The 22966-nt window shown below is 59.2% G+C and carries 22 protein-coding genes; 12 read left to right on the forward strand and 10 right to left on the reverse strand.

Annotation, left to right across the window (positions count from 1 at the left end):
- Positions 1-13 precede the first annotated feature (13 nt).
- Genes B9Z47_RS00415 through B9Z47_RS00435 form a run of 5 tightly spaced genes read right to left on the reverse strand, consistent with a single transcriptional unit; the run spans position 14 to position 5631 of the window.
- Positions 14-2221 (reverse strand): xanthine dehydrogenase family protein molybdopterin-binding subunit, encoded by a 2208-nt coding sequence (locus B9Z47_RS00415; protein ID WP_108329298.1) that lies wholly within the window; start codon positions 2219-2221, stop codon positions 14-16.
- Positions 2218-2691: a (2Fe-2S)-binding protein gene (locus B9Z47_RS00420; RefSeq protein WP_108329299.1), complete on the reverse strand. Its 474-nt coding sequence runs from the start codon at positions 2689-2691 to the stop codon at positions 2218-2220. Before B9Z47_RS00420 ends, B9Z47_RS00415 begins: the two co-directional genes overlap by 4 nt.
- Before the next feature lie 2 nt (positions 2692-2693).
- Positions 2694-3662 (reverse strand): tripartite tricarboxylate transporter substrate binding protein, encoded by a 969-nt coding sequence (locus tag B9Z47_RS00425; RefSeq protein WP_108329300.1) that lies wholly within the window; start codon positions 3660-3662, stop codon positions 2694-2696.
- Positions 3663-3715: 53 nt separating this feature from the next.
- The gene (locus B9Z47_RS00430) at positions 3716-4702 is read right to left on the reverse strand and encodes a tripartite tricarboxylate transporter substrate binding protein (protein WP_108329301.1); all 987 of its coding nucleotides are present in this window, start codon (positions 4700-4702) and stop codon (positions 3716-3718) included.
- Between the two features lie 56 nt (positions 4703-4758).
- Positions 4759-5631 carry a fumarylacetoacetate hydrolase family protein gene (locus B9Z47_RS00435; protein ID WP_108329302.1) on the reverse strand — a complete coding sequence of 291 codons (873 nt, stop codon included), beginning with the start codon at positions 5629-5631 and terminating at the stop codon, positions 4759-4761.
- Between the two features lie 294 nt (positions 5632-5925).
- Here B9Z47_RS00435 and B9Z47_RS00440 point away from each other — a divergent pair, with 294 nt between their 5' ends.
- Complete coding sequence (locus B9Z47_RS00440) at positions 5926-6612, forward strand: FadR/GntR family transcriptional regulator (protein ID WP_108329303.1); 687 nt, start codon at positions 5926-5928, stop codon at positions 6610-6612.
- 112 nt (positions 6613-6724) lie between these two features.
- Here the strand turns inward: B9Z47_RS00440 and B9Z47_RS00445 are convergent, their stop codons facing one another.
- On the reverse strand, positions 6725-7339 hold the full coding sequence (locus tag B9Z47_RS00445) for a glutathione S-transferase N-terminal domain-containing protein (RefSeq protein ID WP_108329304.1): 615 nt from the start codon (positions 7337-7339) through the stop codon (positions 6725-6727).
- Between the two features lie 124 nt (positions 7340-7463).
- On the opposite strand from B9Z47_RS00445, the gene purB reads away from it, so the two are divergent.
- A complete protein-coding gene (gene purB / locus B9Z47_RS00450) occupies positions 7464-8864 on the forward strand; it encodes an adenylosuccinate lyase (protein WP_108329305.1) in 1401 nt (466 codons plus the stop codon).
- Between the two features lie 188 nt (positions 8865-9052).
- A complete protein-coding gene (locus B9Z47_RS00455; RefSeq protein WP_108329306.1) occupies positions 9053-9613 on the forward strand; it encodes a YaeQ family protein in 561 nt (186 codons plus the stop codon).
- A 306-nt stretch (positions 9614-9919) separates the two neighbouring features.
- Here B9Z47_RS00455 and argC read toward each other — a convergent pair whose 3' ends face one another.
- Positions 9920-10843: an N-acetyl-gamma-glutamyl-phosphate reductase gene (argC, locus tag B9Z47_RS00460; RefSeq protein WP_108329307.1), complete on the reverse strand. Its 924-nt coding sequence runs from the start codon at positions 10841-10843 to the stop codon at positions 9920-9922.
- 186 nt (positions 10844-11029) lie between these two features.
- Here argC and sucC point away from each other — a divergent pair, with 186 nt between their 5' ends.
- From sucC to B9Z47_RS00500, 8 genes are all read left to right on the forward strand, one after another.
- Positions 11030-12190, forward strand: a complete 1161-nt coding sequence (sucC, locus tag B9Z47_RS00465) for an ADP-forming succinate--CoA ligase subunit beta (protein WP_108329308.1) — start codon at positions 11030-11032, stop codon at positions 12188-12190.
- A 78-nt stretch (positions 12191-12268) separates the two neighbouring features.
- On the forward strand, positions 12269-13165 hold the full coding sequence (gene sucD / locus B9Z47_RS00470) for a succinate--CoA ligase subunit alpha (RefSeq protein ID WP_090142737.1): 897 nt from the start codon (positions 12269-12271) through the stop codon (positions 13163-13165).
- A gap of 130 nt (positions 13166-13295) precedes the next feature.
- A complete protein-coding gene (locus B9Z47_RS00475; protein WP_108329309.1) occupies positions 13296-14006 on the forward strand; it encodes a TerC family protein in 711 nt (236 codons plus the stop codon).
- Positions 14007-14144: 138 nt separating this feature from the next.
- The gene (locus B9Z47_RS00480) at positions 14145-14627 is read left to right on the forward strand and encodes a pilin (RefSeq protein WP_108329310.1); all 483 of its coding nucleotides are present in this window, start codon (positions 14145-14147) and stop codon (positions 14625-14627) included.
- A gap of 59 nt (positions 14628-14686) precedes the next feature.
- The gene (locus B9Z47_RS00485) at positions 14687-16150 is read left to right on the forward strand and encodes a PglL family O-oligosaccharyltransferase (protein WP_108329311.1); all 1464 of its coding nucleotides are present in this window, start codon (positions 14687-14689) and stop codon (positions 16148-16150) included.
- 191 nt (positions 16151-16341) lie between these two features.
- A complete protein-coding gene (locus tag B9Z47_RS00490; protein WP_108329312.1) occupies positions 16342-16995 on the forward strand; it encodes a response regulator transcription factor in 654 nt (217 codons plus the stop codon).
- Between the two features lie 311 nt (positions 16996-17306).
- Positions 17307-18236 carry an OmpA family protein gene (locus B9Z47_RS00495; RefSeq protein ID WP_158271592.1) on the forward strand — a complete coding sequence of 310 codons (930 nt, stop codon included), beginning with the start codon at positions 17307-17309 and terminating at the stop codon, positions 18234-18236.
- A gap of 227 nt (positions 18237-18463) precedes the next feature.
- A complete protein-coding gene (locus B9Z47_RS00500; protein ID WP_108330005.1) occupies positions 18464-19291 on the forward strand; it encodes a DMT family transporter in 828 nt (275 codons plus the stop codon).
- 159 nt (positions 19292-19450) lie between these two features.
- Here the strand turns inward: B9Z47_RS00500 and B9Z47_RS00505 are convergent, their stop codons facing one another.
- Positions 19451-20239: an enoyl-CoA hydratase/isomerase family protein gene (locus B9Z47_RS00505; RefSeq protein ID WP_108329314.1), complete on the reverse strand. Its 789-nt coding sequence runs from the start codon at positions 20237-20239 to the stop codon at positions 19451-19453.
- An 89-nt stretch (positions 20240-20328) separates the two neighbouring features.
- Positions 20329-20886: a TIGR01841 family phasin gene (phaP, locus tag B9Z47_RS00510; RefSeq protein WP_108329315.1), complete on the reverse strand. Its 558-nt coding sequence runs from the start codon at positions 20884-20886 to the stop codon at positions 20329-20331.
- Between the two features lie 239 nt (positions 20887-21125).
- On the opposite strand from phaP, the gene B9Z47_RS00515 reads away from it, so the two are divergent.
- On the forward strand, positions 21126-21725 hold the full coding sequence (locus tag B9Z47_RS00515; RefSeq protein WP_108329316.1) for a hypothetical protein: 600 nt from the start codon (positions 21126-21128) through the stop codon (positions 21723-21725).
- A 12-nt stretch (positions 21726-21737) separates the two neighbouring features.
- On the opposite strand, the gene B9Z47_RS00520 is transcribed toward B9Z47_RS00515, so the two are convergent.
- Positions 21738-22673 (reverse strand): alpha/beta hydrolase, encoded by a 936-nt coding sequence (locus B9Z47_RS00520; protein WP_108329317.1) that lies wholly within the window; start codon positions 22671-22673, stop codon positions 21738-21740.
- Positions 22674-22966 lie beyond the last annotated feature (293 nt).

Here is a 22966-nt window from a genome sequence, read left to right on the forward strand (position 1 = left end):
GTTGTGCTTTCCATCAAGAAGTTGAATTGGGGACTGCCACGCCATCGGCATGGATGGCGCGCAGCAAGTTGTCGTGTGTGAAAGGCATGGCCCGTATGCGCACGCCGATGGCATCAAAAATGGCATTGCCGATGGCCGCGCAGGTCGGCCCCGAGCTGCATTCGCCTGCGCCCAGCGAGGATTGGTCGGGTGCGTGCATCAGGTGCACCTGCACATCGGGCATGTCGCTGAATTTCAAGATCGGGTAGCGCGTCCAGTCGCGTGACACGATGCCTTGAGGGCTGAGCTGCGCCGCTTCGCACAGCGCCCAGCTGGCCGCCTGCAGGGCACCACCTTCGAGCTGGTTGATGGCACCTTCGGCATCGATCACCCGGCCCAAGTCGGCGGCGACCCAAAGCTTCAGCAGTCTCACCTGGTCGGTCACCATCAGTTCGACCACCACCGCGCAAAGCGCGCCGGTGTTTTTGTAGCGCGCATAGGCCAAGCCCCGGCCCCAGCCTTCGGGCCTGTTTGCAGGCCGCGTGGCCGACCAGTGGGCCATCTCGGCCGCTTGTTGCAGCACAGCCACGGCGCGTTCGTGCCCTGTACCGCGCAGGTGTGCCAGACGAAAAGCCAACGGGTCTTGCGATTGCCCTTGAGCCAGCTCGTCCATGAAGGATTCGGCCGCGAACACATTGACCGGTGCGCCCAGTGCCCGCATGGCCGACACGCGAAACGGCATGTTCAGCACGCGGTGGTTGAGCACCTTGACGGCTGCGATGTCGTAAGGCGGCTGGGCATTGCGCTCAGATCCGCCGCCCACGGCCATGGCGGCATTGACCGCCAGCGGCACGGGCTGTGGCGTGGCAGTTTGCCAAGCGCCCAGCAAGGCCGGTGTTTTGCCGCGCCCGGGCCGTGTGCCGTGCCCCTGGCTCCAGACGGTTTGTGTCCATGCCTGCAATTGCCCATGGGCATCCAGGTCCGCTTCGATGTGCACCTCCATGGCGGGTGCCAGGGGTGCATGGCCCAGCTCGGCCTGGCGTGTCCATTGCACACGCACCGCTTGGCCGGGCATCTGTCGCGCCAGCCAGGCGGCGTCCCAAGCCACATCGTCTGCGCCGTTGTGGCCATAGCAGCCCGCGCCTTCCATGTGCGACACCTGCACCTGTTCGGCAGGCATATCAAAGGCCAGCGCCAGATCGCGCTGCAGGTTGTAAATGCCCTGGCTGTGGCTCCAGACTTCGAGGTGTTGATTGGGCGACCATTGCGCCAGAGCGCAACACAAGCCGATCGAGGCGTGCTGCAAAAAGGGTCGGTGATATTCGGCGCTCACGCGCTGGTGTGGTGTGCCAGCACCTGGCTTGTCGGTGGTGGTGTCCACCACCACCGTGGTCTCCAGCGCTTGCGCTTTCAGCCAGCCGGGCAAGTCATGCGGGTCAGGCAATTGTGCATGGCTGCGCCACAAGCGCCCTTGCCATGCGTCGTCATCGATCTTGCGGGCGATCCGGCCCAGCGCGTGTTCGGTCTCGGTCAACACGCCCAGCAAGAGGCCGTCTAGTACCACCCGGAGCACCCCGGGGGTGGACTGCAATTCGGTTTGCAAGGCGAGCATGTCGCTGTCGATCACCTTGGCCGTCAAGGTGCCCGGCCGAAACACCAAACCATGGCACATGCCGGGCAGGGTGCGGTCGTGGATGTATTCGAATTCGCCAAAGACCTTGGCGGCCACATCGGGTCGAGCCGGGGTCGCGGTGGGTGTGGTCCCGAGCAGATCGTGCGGTGCGTGCGCTGCCTGCACATGGGTCGGGTCGATGGCGCGGTCCCACAGCTCGGCCCACACTTGGGGAAGCGCCAGTTCCGGGTAGGTGGCGCGGTTCGGCCCGGCCGTGAACACACCGTTTTCACAGCGCACGGCTTCCAGCGCGACGCCAAGCCGTTGGGCCATGCGTTGCCTGCAGCTTTCGCGCAGGTGCGCGGCGGCGCAGCGCAAGGCCGCGCCCGAGTGCTGCACCGACAAGCTGCCCGAGGTCACGGCTTCGTTGGGGCTGAAATGGGTGCTGGCGGGCACCATGTCAATCTGATGTGCAGGCAGGCGCAATTCTTCGGCCACGATCAGGCGCAGCGCGTGCGAGATGCCTTGTCCCAAATCGACCTTGCCCGAAAAGGCCTGCACTGACCCGGCAGCGTCGAGGCCCAGCCATTGGCGCAGCACAGGGTGTGCCTTGAGCGATTCCGGTGTCATGGTGCGGCCAGCCGTGCGGCGGCTTTTTCAATGGCGCGCAGCACCCGATTGTGCGCACCACAGCGGCACAAATGGCCGTCGATCGCTTGCACGATCTCTTGGCGGCTGGGCCGGGGTTGACGCTGGAGCAAGGCCGCAGCCGACATCAAGATGCCGCTGGTGCAAAAGCCGCACTGCATGGCTTGCTCCTCGATGAAGGCGGTCTGCAAGGCATGGGGTGCTGTGCGGCTGCCCAGACCTTCCACGGTGGTCACGGTTTTGCCCTCGACCGCCCACAAGGGTGTTTCGCAAGCGGCCACGGCATGCCCATCCAGCAGAACCCGGCAGGCCCCGCACTGGCCCTGCCCGCAGCCCATGCGGGTGGCTTTGAGCTGCAGGGTGTTGCGCAAGGTGTCGAGCAGGGTTTGCCCAGCATCATCGGGCACCGACACGCTTTGCCCGTTCAGGCGAAATGCCACCGAGCCGGTCATGCTCAGTCGGGCTTGGCGCCCGAGACCTTGACAATGTTGGCCCACTTGGCGATGTCGGCATTCAGGTATTGGTCAAACTCGGGCACCGTCATCGACATGGGCACCGCGCCTTGCTTGGCCCAGGCGGCTTTCACCTCGGGGTTGTTCACGATCTTGCGCACTTCGGCGTTGAGCTTGTTCACCACATCGGCTGGCGTGCCTTTGGGTGCCATCAGGCCCAGCCAGATGGTGGCCTCAAATTTGGGCACGGTCTCGGCCACGGTGGGCAGGTCTTGCAGGTTGGCCGAGCGAACGAGGCCGGTGCCGGCCAGGGCGCGCACCTTGTTGTCGCGCGACATGGCCGCCATGGTGGTTTCGGCGTCAAACATCACGTCGACCTGGCCGCCCACGATGTCGGTGCGGGCACCCGAGCTGCCTTTGTAGGGCACATGGGTCATGTCGATGCCGGCCATGAACTTGAAGAGTTCACCCGCCATGTGATAAGGCGTGCCGTTGCCCGAAGATGCGTAATTGAGTTTGCCTGGCTTGGACTTGGCCAGTGCCACCAACTCGCCCACAGTCTTGACCGGTACCGAGGGGTGCACCACCAGCAGCAAGTTGGAGTAGTTCACTGGCGCGATGCCAACAAAGTCCTTCATCAGCCCAAAAGGCTTGCTCGGAATCAGTGATTCGTTCACCGTGTGCGTGTTTGACATCATCAGCAAGGTGTAGCCGTCGGCGGGGGACTTGGCCACCAGGTCGGTGCCAATGATCGAGCCCGCGCCAGGCTTGTTGTCGATCACAAACGACTGCTTGAGCTCTTCACCGAGTCGCTGCGCCATGAAGCGGGCGTAGTTGTCGGCCGGTCCACCTGCCGCAAAAGGCACCACGATTTTCACTGGGCGGTTGGGGTAGCTTTGTGCATGCGCCAGGCCAGAGGCCAGGGCCACCGTGAGCAAAGCGAGTTTCAGGGTGTTGGGCAGGGGGATCATGTCTTGTCTCCGGTGGGTAAAGGAAAGGGCATCAGCGTGTTGATCTCTGTGGATCAATCGACCTTGCCAATGCGGGTGACCAAGGCGCTCATGTCCTTGGCATCGGCTTGCACAAAGCGCTCGAATTCGGGGGCGTCCTGGAACATGAACGAGGTGCCTGCCGACGTCAAGGCGGCCACCGCGCGGGCATCTTGTGCGGCAAACCGTGCGGCCTGGCGCAAGCTGTCCACCACGGCAGTCGGCGTGTCGGCGGGCACGAACAGGCCCGACCACTGCGAGTATTGGATGGGCACACCCAGTTCCTTGAAGCTGGGCACTTCGGGCATGCTGGCCAAACGACCCTCGCCCCAATGCGCCAGGGCACGCAGGCGGCCCGAGGCGATGTGCTGCTTGACGCTGGCCGGTCCCGTGGACAAGGCCTCGATCTGGCCACTCAGCAAGGACAGCACCGCAGGCCCAGCGCCGGTGTAGGGCACATGCAGCATGAAGGTCGAGGTGGCGGCCTTGAGCTGCTCCATGGGCACATGCATGGTGCCGTAGTTGCCCGACGAACCGAAGGAAATCTTCCCGGGGTTGGACTTCACATAGGCCATGAATTCGGCGTAGGTCTTCCAAGGGCTGTCGGCCCGCACCACCAGCACGGTGGGGTCGGCGGTGAAGCGGGCAATGGGTTTGAGTTGGTTGACCTGAAACATCGGTGCACGTTGCAGGATCTTGTCCGCCTCAGGCAGCACCACCAAAGAAGACAGCGACATGAGCACGGTGTAGCCATCGCCCTTGGACTTGGCCACCTGCGCCATGCCAATGCCGCCGCCCGCACCGCCCTTGTTCTCCACCACGATGCTTTGCTTGAGGTGGCGTGACATGGCTTCGGCCACAGGCCGGCCCACCGTGTCGGCCACGCCACCAGGGGGAAACGGCACCACCATGGTGATGGGTTTGCTGGGGTAAGCCTGGGCCATGGCGCCGAGGCTGGCGCAGGCAAGCCAGGCGCCCAAGGTGGCGCTCAGTGCCAGCTGGATCAGTGGACGTTTTGTCATGGGGTGTCTCCTCATTCGGCGCAGCGCCGGGCTTTGTCCTGCCAGTGCTTTGGCGGTCAAACGAAACGGTTTTCGATCTGTCCCACGCCGTCGATCTCGACGCGGATCACATCGCCCTTGGCGATGTAGCGCGGTGGGTTCAGGCCCATGCCCACACCGGCCGGGGTACCGGTGGCGATGATGTCGCCCGGGTACAGCGTGATGCCGCGCGAGATGGTCTCGATCAGGGTCGGGATGTCAAAAATCATGTTCTCGGTCGGGCCGTCCTGGCGCAGTTCGCCATTGACCCAGCAGCGCACCCGGGTGTTGCGGCCATCGACCTCGTCGGCAGTCACGATCCAGGGGCCCATGGGGCAAAACGTGTCAAAGGACTTGCCCATGTCCCATTGCTGGTGGCGCATCTGCACATCGCGGGCGGTCACGTCGTTGACCACGGTGTAGCCGAACACATGCTTCATGGCATCGGCCTGAGAAATGTTTTTGCCGCCTTGGCCAATGATCACAGCCAACTCGGCCTCGTAGTCGATCTGCTCTGACACGGCCGCGCCCGGCAGTTGCACATCGTCGGTTGGTCCGACCACGCACTCGGGCACTTTGGTGAAGACGATGGGCCAAGCCTTGGTGTCGCTGTTGCTGTCCTTGAAGACAGAAGCTTGTAGCTCCTTGGCGTGCGCATGGTAGTTGCGACCCACGCACCACACGTTGCGACGGGGCACCGGTAAAGGCGATTCGAGCTTGACCGAGGCCACGGCCAGCGGGGCACCGCTCAAAGCGGGCAAGGGCTGACCCGCCACCATGGCTTCGATCAGTGGCTGGGCACCGCGTTCGGCTTGGGCCTCGGTCAATGCAAAGGGCGTGACCTGCAGGCCGTCGGCCGAGACCTGGCCGACGTGGCGTTTTCCATGGTGGACAAAAGTGGCGATGCGCAAAGTGTTCTCCTGGGGGCGGGACGCCCGGGCGCCCGCATGACAATGACAAATTGGTTTAATTTCAACCAATATGAACCATGATAAAGAAAATGACCAGACAGTCAAGACGCATACCGGACAATCTACCCAAGGGTTTTCACGAATTAAAAGGGTTCAGTGTGATGTTTTCTTGAGGTTTTTTTCGGTGTTTTGGTCAATCCTTTGGGTGGTCTGGCGCGCTTGTCGGATGGCGGACTGGTTTCTCTTTGGTGTGCAATATTGGTATGATTTGGTTTTTGTGCCAGACCCATTGCCGTGGACTCCTCCTATCTCTTTCGCGCCGCCCTGCTGGATCAGCTGCACAGCGGCCAATGGCAAGCCGGCGAGCGTCTTCCGACCGAGCGTGAATTTGGCGAGCAATACCAGATCAGCCGCAGCACGGTGCGCAAGGTCTTGGCCGACATGAAAGCCCAGGGCCTGATTGCCCAAACCGTGGGCAGTGGCACCTATGTCACGGACAAGGCCGTGGCTTTCAGCGGCGTGCGCCCCACCGAGCCAGTTGCCTTGCCGGATGCCGCCTGGCAGACCAGTCCCGCTGAACTGATGGAGGCGCGCATGGCCTTGGAGCCGGCCATCATCGAGATGGTGATCGGCCATGCCACGCCCGCCGACTTCGAGCAGATGGGGAATTGTTGCGACCGCGCTGAAGCGGCCACCAGTGTGGAAGAGTTCGAGGTGTGGGATGGCATGTTCCACGAGCTCATCGCCCGCGCTGCGCACAACAGCTTTGTGGCCAATTTGTTCAAGCTGATGAACCAGGCCCGTGCCCAGGGCGAATGGGGCATGCTGAAAAAACGCAGCCTCACCCCCGAGCGTCGCCTCGCTTACCAGTCAGAGCACCGGGCCTTGCTACAGGCCATCAAGGACCGAGATCCGGTGCAGGCCAAAGCCCTGGCGATCGAGCATTTGGTCCATGTGCGGCGGAACTTGTTGAACTACTGAACAGCGGTCGCTTGAGCGCTTTGGGTGCGCAAGATTTGGCTGACCGATCTGCGAAAGCATGCTTTGGCTGCCCATGTGTATGGGCATGTGCAGCAGCTGCACTGCTGCCGGATCAGCCGGGCAGGCTGTCGATGAAACTTTGGCGCTGTGACAGCTTGTCGTACAGCTTGTGCAGGTTGGGATAAGGCGTGCGCCAGTCGATCTGGGGAAAGCGGAAATCCAGATAACCGACGGCACAACCGACAGCGATGTCGGACAGGCTTAAATGAATGCCCGAGCAAAATGCCTTGTCACCCAATCCATTGCTCATCGCGCGCAGTGCATGCTGAATTTTGTCCAGTTGGCGGTCAATCCATGCTTGGCAGCGCTGGCTGTCTTCGCGTTCGGTCCACACCGCTTCCATGCGCGCCAACAAGGCGGCGTCCAACAAGCCATCGGCCAGGGCCTCCCAGGTCTTGACTTCAGCGCGTTCGCGCCCGGCTGAGGGAATCAATTTGCCCACGGGCGACAAGGTGTCCAGGTATTCCACGATCACGCGCGAATCGAAGACGGCTTCACCGCCTTCCATGATCAGGCAGGGGACCTTACCCAATGGGTTGGAATGGTGGATGGTCGTCTGAGCCGACCAGACGTCTTCGGTCACATGCTGATAGTCCAGTTTCTTTTCGGCCATGACGATGCGCACCTTGCGAACATAGGGACTGGTGACGGAGCCGATGAGTTTCATATCAGATGCAGAGTGCAGGAAAAACGGAAAGTCGATTCTAGGTGATGCCCGAAGGACTTGGCCGGTGGCTTTGCCAATGTGCGTTGCTGTCGAGCCACGGCGACGCGGGAATTACAATCGAGCGATGAATTTTTCCCCTATTTCTGCCCTGTCGCCGCTGGATGGCCGTTACGCCAGCAAACTCAATGCCCTGCGCCCGCTCATGAGCGAGCAGGGTTACATGCACCGCCGCGTTCAGGTCGAAATCGCCTGGTTCATCGCTTTGTCCGATGCGGGCTTTGCCGAATTCAAACCCCTGTCGCCCGGTGCACGCAGCTACCTGACGGGTTTGGTCAAGAACTTCAGCGAAGCGGATGCGGTGGCTATCAAGGAATTTGAAAAGACCACCAACCACGACGTGAAGGCTGTGGAGTACTGGATCAAATCCAAGTTCAAGGACCGCCCCGAGTTGGAAAAAGCCGCCGAGTTCGTGCACTTTGCCTGCACCAGCGAAGACATCAACAACACCAGCCATGCCCTGCAACTCAAGGGCGCACGCGCCCAGGTCATCCTGCCGGGTCTGGATGGCTTGATCGCCAAGCTGCGCGAGATGGCCCACGCGTTTGCCGAAGTGCCCATGCTCAGCCGCACCCATGGCCAAACCGCCAGCCCCACCACCGTGGGCAAGGAAATGGCCAATGTGGTGATGCGCCTGAAGGGCTGCCGCGAAAAAATCGCAGCTGTTCAGCTCATGGGCAAGATGAACGGTGCGGTGGGCAACTACAACGCCCACCTGTCGGCCTGGCCCGACTTTGACTGGGAAGCCTTTGCGCGCCAAGTGGTCGAGACCCCCGAGCTGGGCGAAACCCAGGCCAGTCAGTGGGGCTTGGGTCTGACGTTCCAGCCCTACAGCATCCAGATCGAACCGCACGACTACATGGCCGAGCTGTTCGATGCCGTGGCACGCGCCAACACCATCTTGATTGACCTGTCGCGTGACATCTGGGGCTATGTGAGCCTGGGCTACTTCAAGCAGCGCCTCAAAGCCGGTGAGATTGGTTCATCGACCATGCCGCACAAGGTCAACCCGATCGACTTTGAAAACGCCGAAGGCAACCTGGGTCTGGCCAATGCCGTGCTCAAGCACCTGAGCGAGAAGCTGCCCATCAGCCGATGGCAGCGTGACCTGACCGACTCCACCGTGCTGCGCAACATGGGCGTGGGCCTGGGCTACACCGCGCTGGCCTATGCCTCGCTCATGACGGGCCTGAACAAGCTGGAGTTGAACGAAGAAGCGCTGGCCACTGATCTGGACGCTGCCTGGGAAGTGCTGGCCGAGCCGATCCAGACCGTGATGCGCCGCTATGGCGTGCAGGGTGCCTACGAAAAGCTCAAGGAGGTCACCCGGGGCAAGACCGTCACTGCGGCCGATCTGCATGGCCTGATCCAGGGCCTGGAGATCCCGCAAGCCGACAAAGACCGTTTGCTCGCCATGACACCCGGCAGTTATGTCGGCAAGGCCGCTGAGCTGGCCCGCCGGGTTTGAGGTATCCCCACAAAACGGAAAATTCGCAGAGCTATTTCTGGACCTGTACAAATTGAAGAAATGATCTTCAATTTGTATAGAAATGGGCCAAAGCCCTCTTGACTGATTTACGGCGGCGAAACATCTGTCCTGCGCAACGGTGTTCAGCTGTTGGGTTGGCGAATGTTGGCCCGCAAAGACTGAAATTCATGGCCCTCAAATCCACCATCTACAAAGCCAACCTGTCGATCGCTGACATCGATCACAGCTATTACGAAGACCACCAGCTCACGCTGGCGCGCCACCCCAGCGAGACCGACGAGCGCATGATGATCCGCCTGCTGGCGCTGGCCATCAACGCCTACAAATTGCAGGCGGTGTGCAACGGAGACGGCAAGCTGGCTTTTGGCGCAGGCTTGTCCGACCCGGACGATCCGGACGTCAGCTTGCGCGACTTCACCGGCCAGACCCGCATGTGGATCGAAGTCGGTCAACCCGAAGACAAGCCCATCATGAAAGCCTGCCAAAAGGCCGACGAGGTGCTGCTGTATTGCTTCAACCACGCGGCCGAAGTCTGGTGGAAGGGCATCGAAACCAAGCTGACGCGCCTGGACAAGCTGCAGGTCTGGCGCGTGCCCACCGAGCGTTCACAAGAGCTGGCCAAACTGGCCGAACGCAGCATGCAGTTGCAGGCCACGGTGCAAGAAGGCAGCGTCACCTTCAGCAGCGACAAGGGCAGCGTGCACATCGAGTTGATCCGCTGGAAGTGACGCGGGGCGCATGAAAAAGCCCTCTGAGGGCTCCCCCCAATGAACCTCCCTGTGACCAGGGAAACCATCCTGCTTTTTCGGACTCCCGAAGGAGCGTATCAAGCTGGGGAGAGCCGTCAGAGGGCTCTTCGTTTCGCATGGCCCCAGTATCGGCGCATGTGGCCCCCATGACTGTGCGTTGCTTCACATCTGTTTTGCGGCAGCTCACCCCGCTTGCAAAGGTGAATCACCCCCCTGCGCCCTTGGCGTTTGGGTGGTGCGAAAGGCCAAACGTGCTGATGACGCCAGGCCGCTCACGCTGGTCGATCACAAACCGAGCATCAACGTGATGTTCTGCACCGCTGCGCCACTGGCCCCTTTGCCCAGATTGTCCAAGCGGGCGATCACGACGGCTTGGCGTGCTTCTTCGTTGGCGAACACGCGAATTTCCAATTTGTTCGTGTCGTTCAGGGTCGTGGCATCCAGTTTCTGGTTGACGGTGGCAGGCTCCACGCTCACCCAGCCGCCTGCGGCCTGGCTGGCGGCGTAGTGCGCTTGCAAAGCCGCCTGCAGGTCACCGCTGGTCGGCTTGCCCGGCAAAGTGTCCAAGTGCAGCGGCAATTGCACCAGCATGCCTTGGCGGAAATTGCCCACGGCGGGAACAAACAAGGGCCGCGTGGTCAAGCCGCTGTAGCGCATGATTTCAGGGATGTGTTTGTGCTTCAGCGTCAGGGCATAGGCTTCAAACAAGGGCGCGCGGCCCGCTTCGTAGTCTTCAATCATGCTGCGGCCACCGCCGGAATAGCCGCTGACCGATGGCAAACAGACCGGAAAATCCCGAGGCAACAACCCGGCATCAATCAGAGGCCGCAAGATGGCGATTGCGCCCGTGGCATAGCAACCGGGGTTGGCCACGCGCTCGGCCTGCCGCACAGCGGCCAACTGGTCTGCCGCCAGTTCAGGAAAGCCAAACACCCAATCGGGATGGCAGCGGTGCGCTGTGGAGGCGTCCACGATGCGCGGCTTGCGCCCGGGCAGGCTGTTGATCATGGCCACCGACTCGATGGCCGCATCGTCGTGCAGGCACAGCACCACCAAATCGGCCGCCGCCATCAACTCGCGCTTGGCTTCGGGGTCCTTGCGACGGGCCGGGTCGATGCTGAGCACCTCGATTTGAGGCATCAAAGCGAGCCGCTCGCGAATTTGCAAACCTGTGGTGCCAGCTTCGCCGTCGATGAATATTTTGGCCATGGGTATTACTTTCTCAAGGATTCCGGTGCCCAACGTCAAGTCAATGTAAGACGCAAGGCTCAGGATTGGTGCAATGCAGCATGATACAGTCGCTGTCTGCAGTGTCCAGAGCCTGCTGGCGGACCTTGTTTGATTCAGGCACCCCGGCGGACCGGTCGAATTACCACCCCTCTGAGAGAAGACCTCATGAAGATTCACGAGTACCAAGGCAAGGAAATCTTGCGTCAATTCGGTGTGCCCGTTCCACGCGGCATTCCGGCATTCACCGTTCAAGAGGCTGTCGAAGCCGCTCAGAAGCTGGGCGGCCCGGTTTGGGTGGTCAAGGCCCAGATCCACGCCGGTGGCCGTGGCAAGGGTGGCGGCGTCAAAGTGGCCAAAACCATTGAAGACGTCAAGCGCATTTCTGGCGAGATCCTGGGCATGCAGCTCAAGACCCACCAGACCGGCCCAGAAGGCCAAAAAGTCCGTCGCCTGTACATCGAAGATGGCGCTGACATCAACAAAGAATATTACGTGTCCGTGGTCACCGACCGCGCCACCCAAAAGATCGCTTTCATCGCTTCGAGCGAAGGCGGCATGGACATCGAGGAAGTGGCTCACTCCACCCCCGAGAAAATCATCACCGAGTTCATCGATCCTTTGACCGGTCTGGGCGACGAACAAGCCAAGAAGATTTCGGACGCCATCGGCATGCCTGCTGACTCCACCGCACAAGCCGTGGACATCTTCAAGAAGCTGTACCAGTGCTACATGGAAACCGACGCGTCGTTGGTCGAAATCAACCCACTGAACCGCGACAGCAAAGGCAACGTCGTGGCTTTGGATGCGAAGTTCAACTTCGATGCCAACGCGCTGTTCCGTCACCCTGAAATCGTGGCTTACCGAGATCTGGACGAAGAAGATCCAGCCGAAGTCGAAGCCTCCAAGTTCGACCTGGCCTACATCAGCCTGGACGGCAACATCGGTTGCCTGGTCAACGGCGCTGGCCTGGCCATGGCCACCATGGACACCATCAAGTTGTTCGGCGGCGAGCCTGCCAACTTCTTGGACGTGGGCGGCGGCGCGACAGCCGAGAAAGTCACTGAAGCCTTCAAGATCATGCTGGCCAACAAGAATGTCAAAGGCATTTTGGTCAACATCTTCGGCGGCATCATGAAGTGCGACACCATCGCCACCGGCGTGATCACCGCTTGCAAGGCCGTGAACCTGTCCGTGCCATTGGTCGTGCGCATGAAGGGCACCAACGACGAGCTGGGCAAGAAGATGCTGGCCGAATCCGGTCTGCCGATCATCTCTGCCGACACCATGGCCGAAGCCGCGACCGCCATCGTCGCAGCCGTCAAGTGAATTCAAGGTTGAGCGTTCAGCGCAGAGCGTGATTTCACGCCCAACGCAGAACGCCCAACGCTCAACCAAGGAACCTACATGTCCATCTACATCAACAAAGACACCAAAGTCATCACCCAAGGCATCACCGGCAAAACCGGTCAGTTCCACACTGAAAAGTGCCAGGAATACGCGAACGGCAAGAATTGCTTCGTCGCGGGTGTGAACCCCAAGAAGGCTGGCGAGTCCATCTTCAACATCCCGATCTACGCATCCGTCAAGGAAGCCGCCACCCAAACTGGCGCGACCGTGTCCGTGATCTACGTGCCACCAGCCGGTGCTGCCGCTGCGATCTGGGAAGCCGTGGAAGCCGACCTGGACTTGGCGATCTGTATCACCGAAGGCATTCCAGTCCGTGACATGCTCGAAGTGCGCAACAAAATGAAGGCCAAGGAAGCCGCTGGCGGCAAGCGCACGCTGCTGCTGGGCCCCAACTGCCCAGGTCTGATCACCCCTGACGAAATCAAGATCGGCATCATGCCCGGTCACATCCACCGCAAAGGCCGCATTGGCGTCGTGTCCCGTTCGGGCACATTGACCTATGAAGCCGTGGCGATGTTGACCGAAGTGGGCCTGGGCCAATCCAGCGCCGTCGGTATCGGTGGCGACCCGATCAACGGTTTGAAGCACATCGACGTGATGAAGGCCTTCAACGACGATCCAGACACCGACGCCGTCATCATGATTGGCGAAATCGGCGGTCCAGACGAAGCCGAAGCAGCCATGTGGTGCAAGGCCAACATGAAGAAGCCTGTTGTGGGCTTCATCGCTGGTGTGACGGCCCCTCCCGGCAAGCGCATGGGCCACGCAGGTGCCCTGATCTCTGGCGGTGCCGACACGGCCGATGCCAAGCTGGCCATCATGGAAGAGTGCGGCTTCATCGTCACACGCAACCCGTCTGAACTGGGCAAATTGCTCAAAGCTCAGCTGAAGTAAACTTCAGGCCGCTTTAGATGGCGGCTGTGGTTAGCCACAATGCCAAAGCCGGATGTCCTGCGGGACAATCCGGCTTTCCGTTTTTTGAAATCATGACTCGCTGGTCCTGAACCGGCGTCAAAGGAACACCGTGGAAGAATTTTTGACCGCTCATTTCTGGTTCGCTGTGGGCCAGATCATCATGATCGACATCCTGCTGGGTGGCGACAACGCTGTGGTGATTGCGCTGGCTTGCCGCCAGTTGCCGGATCACCAACGCACGAAAGGCATCATGTGGGGCACTGCCGGTGCCATTGTTTTGCGCGTCATCCTGATCTTTTTCGCGCTCACGCTGCTGGCCATCCCCTTCCTCAAGTTTGTGGGGGCGCTCTTGCTCATCTGGATTGGCGTGAAATTGCTGACCCCCGATGAAGATGACGACCACAGCAACATCCAGGGCAGCGACAAGCTCTGGGGCGCGGTCAAGACCGTCATCATTGCCGACTTGGTCATGAGCGTGGACAACGTGATCGCCATCGCCGGTGCCGCCCAAACTTCGGGCAACGCCGACCACCAGATGCCTTTGGTGATTTTCGGCCTGCTGGTCAGCATCCCGATCATCGTTTGGGGCAGCCAGTTGGTGCTCAAACTCATGGACCGCTTCCCCATCATCATCACCGCCGGCGGCATGCTGCTGGGCTGGATTGCAGGCACCATGATCCAGACCGATCCTGGCCTGGTGGCCTACCTGCCGCAAGACAAGGCCTGGGGCTACGGTTTGGGCATTGCAGGTGCTTTGCTGGTGCTGGCGCTGGGTAAATTCATCTTGTCGCGCCGCACGCCCTCCACAGACACGGCCTGATCTTGTCCGAATCATGGGCTGCTTGCCGTCGCAAAAGCAGTCCATGATGAGGTCGCCACATTGGCTCGATCCACAGCACTGGAGTTCAATCGTTGAATGGATTACCATCAATGACCATTCTTCAGGGGAGTAAGTGCCATGCAAAAAAGGCAACAAGGACTGACATTGATCGAGTTGATGATCGTCATTGCGATCATTGGCATTTTGGGCGCTTTGGCGCTGCCAGCGTATCAAGACTACAGCATACGGGCCAAAGTTTCCGAAATGCTGTTGGCCGTGAATGGTTGTAAAACCGCGGTCAACGAGGCCATCGGCTCAGCCTCTTCAGCCGATGTATCCGCCGGTTTGCCGAAAGTGTGTGCCAGCCAATCCAGCAAATATGTCACCAGCATCAGTGTGGATGGCAATGGCATCATCACCGTGGTGGGCAATCATGAGGCCTTGCGTGGCAGCACATCGGCTTCAGCCAACGCCATCAGCCTCACGCCCCTGCAAACGGGTGACACCGCCATCAATGGCAGCACCGATGGCGGCAAAGCCATTGCCAGTTGGCGCTGTGGTCCTGCGGCCACCAATGGCTTGCCGCAAAAATACCTGCCGGCTTCGTGCAAGGCCAGCTGAAACACTTTCCAGCCTTCCAATGCCCGGTTTAACCGGGCGTTTGTTCACGTGCTGAACCCATGCAGCAGATGCAGCCCTTGCGTGTATTGAGCACAACATTCGAGCATCGCGTGCTCGTGGCGCTTTTGGTGTTCCCTTGGGTCCACAGTTTTGCGCCTGGGCCTTTGTCTAACCTGGTGCCTTGGTTGATCAGCTGGGCTGCTTTGGCGTTGGTCATGCTGCACTGGCGTCATTTGAGTTCCGGGGTTGTTGCTCAAAGTTGGGCCATTGCCGCATTGTTGAGCAGCTTGATCGGATTGGTGCAGTTTTTCGGGCTGGCGGATGCGTTTGCATCTGTCATGCATGTGCCGGTTTATTCAGGGGATGCATTCGGTAATTTGCGTCAGCGCAATCAGCAAGCTACTTTGTTGACCATGGGCATGTTCGCCGTGTTGGCGTGGCATGCATGGGGCTTGTCCCGCAAACATGCCTTGTGGATGCTGGTTGTGCTGGCTTTGGGGCTGGCCGCTACTGCATCGCGCACGGGCTTGCTTCAGGCGTTGTTTCTGGTGTTCTGGATGGTTTTGCACCGGCGGGCCCCAGCAGGCACATCGACTTGGATTCTGAGCGCAGCGACGTTGGTGGTCTATTTGCTGGCGTCCTTGGTCTTGCCGCAGCTCCTTGGGCATCTGACAGGCCAATTGACAGGCAGCGCACTGACCCGAATGGTCAATCTGGACGGCTGTGGTGAGCGTCAGGTTCTTTGGTCCAATGTGCTTCATCTGATCGACCAAAAACCTTGGACGGGTTGGGGTTGGGATGAGCTTCGTTATGCGCACTACATCACCTCGTACACGGGGCCGCGATTTTGTGACATCTTGGGAAATGCCCACAATTTGCCCTTGCATGTGGCCTTTGTTTGGGGCATCCCTGCGGCCCTGATGGTGTTCGTGGGTCTGGCATGGCTCGTGCTGCGCGCCCGGCCTTGGCGGCATTCAGGGACGGAAATGCAGTTGGCGTGGGGGGTGCTGGGGGTCATCGGTTTGCACAGCATGTTGGAATACCCGCTTTGGTACGGGCCATTTCAGGTGGCGGTGGTGCTTGCGCTGTGGCTGTTGGGTGGGCGTATGGCCTTGGCCGTTCGCAATGTGGTCTGGCCACGTCCGACCGCCCTGGTCCTCTTGGCTTTGCTGGCTTTCGTGGCTTACGACTATGCGCAAGTGCGTCAAATTTATTTGCCTGCACACCAACGGTGGAGTGTCTGGAGAGACAACCCTTTGGATGCAGCGCAAAGAAGCTGGTTTTTCCCTGGTGCGGCGTTGTTTGCAGAAGTCACCACGACCCGCTTGAGCCAGGACAATGCCCGTTGGCTGCTCGAAGCCAGCCAGCGCGCCCTGCACACAGCCCCCGAAGCGCGGGTGATTGAAAAGTTGCTGGAAAGCGCCCACTGGTTGCAAGAAGAAGAGTTGTTTCTCGTGCACAAAGAGCGTTATCAAGAAGTCGATCCGAAAAAATACCAAGCCTGGTTAAGCCGCCAACGCTGAGCAGCACCGTGTGTGTTTGCAGATCAGACCGTCAAGTGCCTGCGCAGCACAGAACCCGTGCAGTTCATTCAAAATAAACCATGCATATGATGGTCTAAAAATGTGGCATGATGTACTAAAAATTATCCAATTAGGTAGTCGAATAAATTTGTTCATTTTGATGAATTTATCCGTTTTTGAAGTCATTCACGATGAAAAAAAGGCTTGGTCACATTTATCTGGTGGACGATAACCATGACATGCGGTTTTACCTGAGTGACATGCTCAGCATGCTGGGCTACACGGTCGATCATTACGATAACGCCCAAAGTTTTCTGGACAAATCCAGCAATATGTCGCCTGCGGTGGTGTTGCTGGACATGCGCATGCCCGGCCTCAGTGGTTTGGAACTTCAAGGTCGACTGGACGCCGCAGGCAGAAAAACGCCCATTGTGTTCATCAGTGGTGAAAGCGACAGGGATGAAATCATCCAGGCTTTTCGTCTGGGCGCCGTGGATTTCCTGCTCAAGCCCTTTACACGCGAAAAGCTGTGCGATGTCATCGACAAAGCACTGGACATTGACAGCCAAAGAAATCAGGAACTCATCCATACCGACAACCTCAAACGCTCATTGGCAGGCTTGTCGAGACGTGAAAAAGAGGTTTTCATGTTGATTGTTCAAGGGCTGACCAACAAAGCCATCGGTGAAGTGACCGGCATACAGCCCGGTACGGCCAAAAAGCACCGAGCCACCATTTATCAAAAGTTGGCAGTCAACAATGCGGCTGAACTCATGGGTCAGTGCAAAGGACTTGATCTGCCCAAAATCATGGCATCCATACCGGTGCAAAGAGCCGACCACTGAACGGCATGAAGGCCCGCTGGATCGGGTCTGAACTCAGCCGTTCGGCAGATGACCCCATCATGCGGCATTGATGCGAACAAAAAAGCTATTTTTCACGATTGAATACGTCAAATACATTAGGCTTAGCCAATTGGGTAGCATCCAAACGGGTTTTATTCAGTAATATGAACACCAAATTCTGACGTTTATCCATGCACTCCAATCCTCCCAAAAACACGCGTTTCCCAGTGGTCATACAGCGAGCAAATGCGTGCCTTGCTTTGCATTCAGCCTTGCTGATTTGCAAGTCCAAGCTGGTGCTTGCCTTTGGCTTGGCCGCTTTGTTGGCTGTGCAGGCCGCGCAGGCACAAGTCACCATTGAAACCAAACAAGAGGGCGTCAATACGAAAATCGAGGTTCTGTCGGGTTTGTATGCCTTGTCACAAGGCGTGGGACAAAGTCAAGGCCGCATCGTGATGTACCGTACCCGTGAAAGCGCCCGGCTCGAAGGGGCAACCAGCATCTTCGTGAATGGTCAGTACCACACCTCCCTGATACCCGATGGGTTCAACTTTTTGTGTCTGGATACGGGCGAAGTGGAGGTCGGTGCCCGTCAATACCGGGTGGGTGGAAAAGCCCGCGATCAATACGACACCGTCACAGCCACGCGATTGCTCAAGGGACAAACACAATACCTTCTGGTGACCGAAGATGAAGGCCGTCCGGTCCTGAAACCTGTGTCGGTTGAGCAGGCGTCGAAAGACTTGAAACAATCAAGATTGCAAGTGCACACGGTATCCCGTGTCACCCAAGCGCAAGATTGCAAGGTGGACAGTGTCGCTGCCCCTGCGCAGGCAGCGGTCATGCAGCCCCAGGATCAGTACGTGTTGATGGTTGATGTGTTGTTTGCATTTGCCAAATCGGACATGGCGGGATTGACCCATCAAGGACAAGCCACCATTGACGAGATGGTTTCCCGTATTCAAACAAAGTATGAACGGATAGACCGCATTCATTTGGTCGGTCATACCGACCCACTGGGATCTGCGGCGATCAACGACCGGCTTGCGAAAGAGCGTGCAGATACCGTGCGTCAATACATTGAAAGAACAATGAAAATACCCGGACGGCTGACCTCTGAAGGAAGAAGTTTCAAAGAACTGGTCAAGACTGGCTGCGAACGTGTCGCCACCGCACGTGCCATTGCCTGCAACCAGCCAAACCGGCGTGTTGTGGCCGAAATCACGGGCGTCAAGCGCTGATTGCGGTAAGCCGGAATATTCCGGTGCCACCTGAAAGAAAGGCCGCTTCAAGCGGCCTTTCTTTTTGAAGTGGTTGCCTTCTGCATAAACTGAGGTGTGAACCCGTCGGTGTCATGCGCTCAACGGCATTTTGAAAATTCGGGACAGACGGTCGTCACTCAAGGCGCTAAAGTGTCATGGCCAAATCGAATTGAAAAGAGGCTTTTTTGAACTTGCGGATGTGGGCCATGCTGGCCTTGTTGGGCAGCTTGGTGTCCTTGGCGGTGGGAACTTCATTTGCCAAAAGCTTGTTTCCTGCACTGGGTGCTGAAGGCACGACCGCCTACCGGATAGTGTTTTCGATGCTGATGTTGATGGTCGTTTTCAGGCCGTGGCGTCGAAAGTGGGTGTGGGCAGATGCATGGCCGCTGGGACTCTATGGGGTGACTTTGGGGGCGATGAACCTGTTGTTTTACAGCGCCATCAAGACCATTCCCTTTGGCGTGGCGATCGCCATCGAGTTCACGGGACCTTTGGCCGTTGCGGTATGGACCTCTAAAAAACCCAGTGACTGGCTATGGGTTGCCTTGGCGGCCATAGGCCTGGGTTTGTTGTTGCCTTTGCCTGGCTCCGATGCCACCACGGCGTTGGATCCTTGGGGCATGCTGTTCGCACTGTCTGCCGGCATGTGTTGGGCGCTTTACATTGTTTTTGGTCAACGTGTGGCATTGCGCTATGGCAGTCTTGCCACCCCTTTGGGCATGTTGGCGGCTGCATTCGTGGTGGCCCCGTTCGGTGTGGTGCATGCGGGTACCGCCTTGTTAGACCCGCAATGGCTGTGGGCTGGCTTGGCGGTGGCCTTGTTGTCGAGTGCCATTCCCTATGCCTTGGAGATGTTCGCATTGAACCATCTGCCTAAAAACACGTTCAGTATTTTGCTGAGTCTGGAGCCTGCTGTGGGCGCATTGGCGGGCTGGCTGGTGCTTGCGGAGCATCTAACGGCCATGCAGGGTTTGGCGATCGTGATGGTCATGATGGCTTCCATGGGCACAGCCTGGACGGCAGGTCAGCGCTGACGCAACCCGTTGCCAGCAGTGTCAGTGGAATCGGCTGGGTCATGGCGCGTGACACCAAGCCTCGTGGCAAAAAACCTTTGGTGTTCATGGTGCATGGCGCAGCTGCACATGGATTGGCCCCGAAAGGGGCGGCCTCGTGTGACTGGTTGCAAGGCGCAGTCAACGGCCTTCGAATTGCGGTTGACGGCGTTGCGCAAAAGCAGCCCTGCCTTCAGCGAAGTCGAGGCTGTTGCTCGTCATGTGCTCGCGCGCGCGCAAACGGGCCACATCGGCTTGGCCGGTCTCGATTTCATGGAGAGATTTCTTGGTTTCCTGGACCGCTAAAGGTGCCAAGGCCAGAATGTCTCGCACCAGCGCCTGCAAGGTGGCGTCCCATTGGGTGGGGCTGACCAAGGCCTCGAATAAACCCATGGCCTCCAGTTGTCGTGCCGTGAAAGGCCGTGCAGTCAGAAAAGCGCGACGGGTACCCGCCATCCCAAAACGTGCCACATAGCGCTGCAAACCGCTCGGGTAGTAATGCAGCCCCAGTGCGGTAGCGGGCATGCGCCACTCGATGTCTTCCAGACACACCCGCAAGTCACAAGCCAGTACGACATCGGTGGCGCCTCCGTAGACGCTGCCATTCAGGGCGCAAATGGTCACAGGACGTAATGCGGCAAGAGTTTCCGGAATGGTTTCAAAAAAAGTCGAACCGTGGCCGGGATCGTCAAAGCCGCTGATGTCGTATCCGGCGCAAAACACAGGCTTGGGCTGGTTGTCGGTGTTGGCCGTCAGCACCAGGACACGCACCGCAGCGGTGCGGTTGACGGTTTCAAAATGTGCCAACAAAGTCTTGAGGTCGGCGTTTTCGAGTCGGTTGCGCTGGGCGGGCCGGTTCAAGGTGATGGTGGCCACCCCACCTTCGATGTGCAGAATGGGGGCGCAAGGCGGTAACGAGGCAAGTGACATGGGCGCAGTCCAAAAACAAAAAAGGGTGTCCAAAGACACCCTGATTTTAGAAAGCCAACCGGTTGGCGGTCAGCTCATCCAATGGTCACTCAGGCCTTGGTCTTGGCCTTGGACATGGCGGCTTTCACCGATGCTTCGGCTTGCGCGGTGGCCGCCTTCATGCTGGCTTCGGCGCTGTCAGCGGCTTGTTTGGCCACTTTTTTCAGGGTTTCGGCCGCGTTCTGGCTGGCTTCGAAAGCGGTTTTGATCACGGCCACGGCGGCGTCGGAACCGGCGGGGGCGTTTTTCAGGCTGTTTTCAACCAAGCTTTTGACAGCTTGCTCGGACTCAGCCATTTTGCTTTCGATGGCTTTGGTGAATTCGGCACCGGTGCTGTTGGCGATGTCCGTCAGGTGACGGCCATAAGACACCGATTTTTCAAAGGCGGGCTGCACCAAGGCAGCTTGTGCAGCCACCAAATCTTGAGGGGTTTTGGCGGCCATCAGGGCTTGCATGTTGGCGAAAGACTCACCCACGGCTGCTTTGCCTGCGGCCATGTTCAATTCGACCAGACGTTCGAAACCAGCGAAAGCAGTTTGTGACAAGCCAGCAGCCACGTTCAGGTTGGCTTGTTGAGTGGCGGCGAATTGTTCAGTATTGAAGTTCATGGTTTACCCTTGGAAAGTTTTGTTGCAATGCAGCAATTTGAACAGTGCGGGGGTGATATGGCAAGTAAAAGTAAGCACTTTAGAGTCCACACTCCAATTGGTCAGCCTGTGTGCGAGAGCGCGCTGTGTGGATCAGGCGCTTCGTGATTCACGGCTGACACAAGGGTTTTGGGGAACCGATGCGGCCAAGCTCACTACACTTGGGACTGTGGCCAATTCGGTCCGAACACATTGCATGTATGGAATTCATCAGTCTGCTGTTCATTTTGGCCATCGGTATCCATTGGCTCAACGGCCTGGGTCAGCGCAAACGAACAGCTTTGCTTGCCGAGCAATTGCGGCCCTACCAGATCGAAAAACACATGGAGCAGCTCACCGGCGCTTACATGCGGGCGCTGGGTGAGGCACAGCCTGAGCGACAGCAACAAATCCTGGGCTTGCAAGCACAGGCCGAACAGCAACTGTCGGCCGAGTTCCAGAATCTGGCGCGTGAATTTGCCAAATTGCCTGCGCCCGTGACGCGGGCGTTCAAATATGCGGTGCCCTTCATTGACCAACTTTCGACCAAAGCAACGTTCGACATGCGCCGCATGCTGGAAGTGCATGCCCAGGGCATCGAGCGGGCCGTGGCCAATGTGCAAGGCGTGAGCCTGAAAGAGCGCGCCTTTCGTCTGATGGGCGAGATGTTCCTGATGCAGCACAGCTGCCACTGGTTTTGCAAATCGAAGACCATCGCTTCGGCCCGCATGGTGGCGCAGCACCAGACCCGTTATGAGCAGGCGCTGGAGGCCGTCAGCCCCGAAACCCGGCAGGCTTATCTGGCTTTGGTGCAGGGCTGAGAATCTTCAAGCTCAGACGACAGCCCAGGCCATGCGCAGCGCATGGGCACACAACGCCACTGCGGCATGGGCTTCCTGCAGCACCCGGCCCATGGTGATGAAGCCATGGATTTGCCGCTCAAAGCAAATGTATTGCGATGCCACGCCGGCCCGGCTCAGGGCATCGGCGTACAGCAGGCCTTCGTCGCGCAAAGGGTCAAAGCCCGCCGTCAGCACCATGGCCGCAGGCAAGTTGGCATGGCTGGTGGCCAACTGCGGCGAGGCGCGCCAGTCCTGGGCGTCCTGCGGACTGCGCAGGTAATTGCCCGAGTACCAGGCCATGGATTCGCGTGTGAGCAAGTAACCCTGGCCATTGGCCTTGTAAGAAGCAGTGTCTGGGGCCATCACGGTGCTGGGGTAGATGAGCAACTGCAAGGCGGGCTTGCAGCCCAGATCGCGCAAGCCCAGACACGCGGCCGCCGCCAGATTGCCGCCTGCGCTGTCGCCACCGATGGCGATGCGGCCGGGGTCAATGCCCAGCACTTTTGATTGCGACGCTACCCACTGCCAGGCCGCCACCGCATCGTCGTAAGCCGCCGGGAACTTGTGCTCGGGGCCCATGCGATAGTCCACCGACACGACCACGCCACCGGCTTGCTGGCACAGCGAGCGACACAGCACATCGTGCGTGTCCAGATCGCCAATGGTCCAGCCACCGCCATGCAAGTACACCAGCGCGGGCAGGGATTGCGTGGCATCGGTCGGGTGGTACACCCGCACCCCAATGTCAACGCCCGAATGGCTGAAATGCAGGTCTTGCACACGCCCCACTTCGGGCGCATCGGGCTGGGTGAAGCTGCGACGCGCTCGGTAGGCGGCCCGCGCCTCCACCGGCGTTTGTGTGTAAACCGGGGGAATGCCCTTTTCGCTCAAAAGGGTCATCAGGGCTTGGGCTTGTGGGTCGAGCATGGGGCACTCCGGGAGGGCTGAAGATTGGCGGATTATGGGCGGGCACCCAGACTCCGAATGGGCAAATGGGCGACACCCATTGGGGTTGGCTCCGCCTGCGCGAATGCCGCCAGCAGCTTTTGCCCGGTGTTGGTGCGGCCATTGGTTGCGATGGCGTTGTCGCAAGTGCGCGATCACGATCGGAAACCGCGCACACAGCGCAGGACTGTCGGCCTGCAGATATGCCGTGGGTTAAGCCGCCCAGGGCCGGTGCCTTCAGGCCCGTGAGGCCTGAAGGCACTGCGCTTTGAAAC

It is taken from the genome of Limnohabitans sp. 2KL-1 (assembly GCF_003063435.1).
Classification (GTDB): domain Bacteria; phylum Pseudomonadota; class Gammaproteobacteria; order Burkholderiales; family Burkholderiaceae_C; genus Limnohabitans_A.